This window comes from Alcanivorax sp. HI0083, assembly GCF_001635175.1.
Genome location: NZ_LWFX01000993.1, coordinates 1 through 4,388, shown reverse-complemented (window position 1 = coordinate 4,388; position 4,388 = coordinate 1). Strand labels below are relative to the sequence as shown.

At 58.5% G+C, this 4,388-nt stretch carries 4 protein-coding genes; 3 read left to right on the top strand and 1 reads right to left on the bottom strand.

From position 1 onward, the window contains the following. On the top strand, positions 1–544 hold a 544-nt coding region (locus A3754_RS11975), incomplete at its 5' end, for a ribonucleotide-diphosphate reductase subunit beta (RefSeq protein ID WP_156496961.1). 870 nt (positions 545–1,414) lie between these two features. Continuing rightward, positions 1,415–1,627: a hypothetical protein gene (locus A3754_RS11970; protein ID WP_007149518.1), complete on the top strand. Its 213-nt coding sequence runs from the start codon at positions 1,415–1,417 to the stop codon at positions 1,625–1,627. A 55-nt stretch (positions 1,628–1,682) separates the two neighbouring features. Here A3754_RS11970 and A3754_RS11965 read toward each other — a convergent pair whose 3' ends face one another. After that, positions 1,683–3,410 carry an amidohydrolase gene (locus A3754_RS11965; protein WP_082872530.1) on the bottom strand — a complete coding sequence of 576 codons (1,728 nt, stop codon included), beginning with the start codon at positions 3,408–3,410 and terminating at the stop codon, positions 1,683–1,685. Between the two features lie 362 nt (positions 3,411–3,772). On the opposite strand from A3754_RS11965, the gene A3754_RS11960 reads away from it, so the two are divergent. Continuing rightward, the coding region (locus A3754_RS11960) for a thiamine pyrophosphate-binding protein (protein ID WP_255363132.1) at positions 3,773–4,388 on the top strand (616 nt) is incomplete at its 3' end.

Genomic DNA, 4,388 nt, shown 5'->3' with positions numbered 1-4,388 from the left:
GGAATTCACCACCGGCACCGTGGAAACCGACAAGGCCTTGCTGGAAAACCTGATCGCGTTCTACTGCGTACTGGAAGGCATCTTCTTCTACTGTGGCTTCACCCAGATCCTGTCCATGGGTCGGCGCAACAAGATGACCGGTGTCGCCGAGCAGTTCCAGTACATCCTGCGTGACGAATCCATGCACGTGAACTTCGGCGTAGATGTGATCAACCAGATCAAACTGGAAAATCCACACCTGTGGGATCAGGCCATGCGCGACAAAGCCACCCAGATGATTCTGGAAGGCACCGAGCTGGAAATCCAGTACGCCCGCGACACCATGCCACGCGGCGTACTCGGCATGAACGCCGCCATGATGGAAGAGTACCTGCAGTTCATCGCCAACCGCCGCCTGGCCCAGCTGGGCCTGCCGGAACAGTTCAAGGGCGTGAACAACCCCTTCCCGTGGATGAGCGAAATCATGGACCTGCGCAAGGAGAAAAACTTCTTCGAAACCCGGGTTACCGAATACCAGGTGGGCGGCGCCCTTTCCTGGGAATAACGACAAAAGGGCGCTTCGGCGCCCTTTTTTGTGTACGGAGCAATGCCCTATTGACCATCTGCAGGAGCGTCTCTCGAGGCGCGAACCACCCATAAACGGCACACCAAAAACCATCGTGTAGTGGTCAACGAATTCCACAAGCAGATAGCAGCCCCCTTGCCGAATTGCGGACTTACACCTTACACCGCTTGATTTACCGCCAGGTTTGACAGGCGCTCTGAGTGTCCCGTTGTTTTCCTCCGTTTTTTTCCCGACTCCCAAGAATGCCCCGAGTCAGCCAGACTCTTTCCGTTGACCCGGAGCTTCCTTCCCATCATTCAAAACGGTTGGCGTGAATATTCCCGTAAGTCCCATCGAATTGGCAGGGAACCACGGGACACGCATAAATTTAAACAGCAAAAACAACAACTACCATCCACCAGGCTCTGCCCCGCAATCCATTTACGTCCTGTCATTTGTGCCTACTCTTTCAGCTTATCCAGTGCACCCAGAGCAATCGGCAGCCGTTGCCGCCGGAGTCTCATATGCGCAAGCCATGTCTGTTCATCTATTCCCAAACGATCCAGTACACCTGCCGCATATGCGGGCAACCCGGGGAAAAGCATAAGAATAGCTCCTGTCTTAATTTAATCCCCAGAATCTCCATGTGGGAGCGTGCCTGTACGCGAGAAGGATCAGTAAACCTCACCTGAAGCAGACTCTCCGAGGGTGCATTTGGAGCCGTTCGTAAAATACTCCTGACCATCCATCACAAGCGCTCAAAGTTTAACCAGCTCAGGGGATTTCCCGTTTGTTTTACGCTGCCATCGTTGGCAACATTGGACCGAGCCTCGGCAAGAACAGGCTCATCCCAACTGCAGGAGGCTTCGCATGAGCGATTACGACGACAGAGATGATTACCAGCAAGAAGCCGAAGACCTGTTGGAAACTATCGAGCAGGTGGAAGAAACCCTGACGGTCATGTCCAAAGTGGTCGGGCAGCTGAAAGAACAAGTGGCTTCACATCTGGACCCGAATACGGTGGAAATGAGCGCCGAGGAATTTCTCGATCAGTGCGAGAATCTGGAAGGGACCTGGCACTAGCAGCGCGCAGACCGCTTTCGCAGAGCACCTGAAAAAGGGCTCTGCGCACACAGGGCTACATCGCTTGCCCTCTCTCGTCCGCTTGCCCATCCGGGTAGCGACGAACCCCGCCAACCCAGGTGCCCCGCACCTGGATCGATTCCCAGTCGCCAATCGCTTGCCGCGGATCCCGGTCCAGCCAGACCAGGTCCGCACGCATACCCAGGCGCAACTGCCCTACCTGATCTGCCACCCCCAGCTGCCTGGCCGCATCCACGGTCACTGCCTGCAACGCCCGGTCCACATCCACAGCCTGCTCCGGCCCCAGCAACGCCCCGGAGGCGGTCTCGCGTTCCACCGCATTCCACACCAGCTGCAGCGGCTCAAAGGGCACTACCGGCGAATCCGCATGCAAGGTAAAGCTCAGCCCGGCTTGCTCCGCTTCCGCCAGCGGGCTGATCCGGCTAGCCCGCTCCGGCCCCAGGAAAACATCCCGGTGCCGGTCGCCCCAGTAATACACATGGGTATTGAAGAACGAGGGAATCACATCCAGCGCCACCATGCGCTGCAACTGCGCCGGAGTCGCCATCTGTGCATGAATCAATACCGGTTGCACCCGCACCTGCGGGCAGGCAGCCCGGGCGCCGGCAATGGCGTTCAGACTCAGATCAATAGCCGCATCACCATTGGCGTGCACGGCCACTTGCCGCTCCTGGCAATGAAACTGTTTTACTTGGGCGCTAAGCGCTGCTTGAGACCGCGTAGGAAACCCCAGATAGTCCGTCGGGTAATCCTCCGGCAGGGTGTAATACGGCGCCCCGAGAAACCCGGTATAACCCTGTAATGAGCCATCACTGACCAGCTTGACCGGCCCCAGATGGCTGCGCTCCCCCTGCGGTATGGAGATGTCACCCGCCTGGCGCAGTTTTTCCGCCTCTGCGTTGGGCCAGACACTCAGGCGCAGGGGGATCAGCCCGAACTGTAATGCCGGCTTCAGGGCCCGAATAGCCGCCGGGTCCGCCAGGCCGTTCTGCGCAAAGGTGATACCCCGCGACAGATAAATATGCGACGCCCGGGACAACACCTTCAAGCCGTCCAGGGGTGCCAATTTCAACGCCTGGCTACGCACCGGATTAAACGCGGTTTCCGCCAGCAGGCCATTGAGCCGACCGCTTTCATCGCGACCATAAAATCCGCCCGGCGGGTCCTCAACGTCTTCCTTGATGCCCATGCTTTCCAGCGCAGCGGAATTAACCACGCCCAGATGCCCGGAAATATGCATGACCATGATCGGCCGCGTTTTGCTCACCGCATCCAGCTCTGCCCGGGTGGGATAGCGCTGCTCGCCGATGGTGGTGTCATCAAAACCATACGCCAGCAGCATGCCTTCCGGGCGGCGCTGGGCCAGCAGGCGCAAACGCTCCAGCAGCGTGTCGATGCTGTACAAATCACCAATCGGCGGACTGTTGGCATCCACCGCCACCGCAGACAATCCTTCACCGGGGAAATGTCCATGGGCTTCAATAAACCCCGGCATCAGTGTACCGCCCTCCAGGTCGATCACCGCCACATCCCGGCTGACCTGCCGGCGCAACACCTCGACCTCACCCAGCGCCACAATCTCGCCCCGCTTCACCAGCATGGCATCCGCCACCGGCTGTTGCGGGTCCATGGTCAGTACCGTGCCATTAAAAAAGAGCTGCGCCGCTGGCGCCGGCGGGTTAAACCAGCGATGCACACCCGCCACGGCCAACACGATCAGGGCAACAATGATCACCAATACCCACAATCCGGTTTTCTTCATAGCTGTCTCTCTCGCTGGCTGACCGGGCGTTTTCGCCTTGATTCGTTATTGCGCAGACTCTGCCCTTCCACTCTGGGGAGAACAAGTCGGATTCTCACTCGTTTTGTGTTCGCCCCAACGGTTTATCATCACATTTTTAAATAAAACAGATTCATTAACCCCATACCGGCCTGCCCCCCGAGCGCGCTATAGTGAAGCCCGACTTGGAGGTGCTGCACCCTTTAAGTGCGCAGTTTATGCACCAGAACAAGGAAAAAGCGGCACCATCCTTGCATTAACCGCGATGATAATTTTACAGCCACGCATCGTGGAACCCGACACGGCCAACAGCCGGCGACGGGATCAACTGGAGACAAAGAGTCATGAAAGCATCGGATTTGTTTGTTCGCGCCCTGGAAGCGGAAGGGGTAGAGCACGTTTTTGCCATTCCCGGTGAAGAAAACCTGGACCTGCTTGAGTCGCTGCGCGGCTCCAATATCAAGCTGGTTATCACCCGTCACGAACAAGCCGCCGGCTTTATGGCATCCACCTATGGGCGCCTTACCGGCAAAGCCGGTGTCTGCATGTCCACCCTGGGCCCCGGCGCCACCAACCTGGTAACCGCCGCCGCCTACGCCCAGCTTGGCGCCATGCCCATGGTGATGATCACCGGCCAGAAACCGATCAAGACCAGCAAACAGGGCCAGTTCCAGATCATTGATGTGGTGGACATGATGCGCCCGCTCACCAAGTTCACCAAGCAGGTGGTCAGTGGCGACTCCATCCCTACCCGCATTCGCGAATCTTTCCGTCTCGCCCAGGAAGAGCGCCCCGGCGCTACCCACCTGGAGCTGCCGGAAGATATCGCCCGCGAACATTCCACCATGCCGGTCACCGAGCCCAGCGCGACCCGCCGCCCCATCGCCGAAGACAAGGCCATCTGCAAGGCGATCGAAGCCATCAAGGGCGCCCGCAAGCCGCTGCTGCTGGCCGGTGCCG

Coding starts and splice junctions, on each gene's coding strand:
- A3754_RS11970 (WP_007149518.1), top strand. CDS start 1,415: ATGAGCGATTACGACGACAGAGATGATTACCAGCAAGAAGCCGAAGAC.
- A3754_RS11965 (WP_082872530.1), bottom strand. CDS start 3,410: ATGAAGAAAACCGGATTGTGGGTATTGGTGATCATTGTTGCCCTGATC.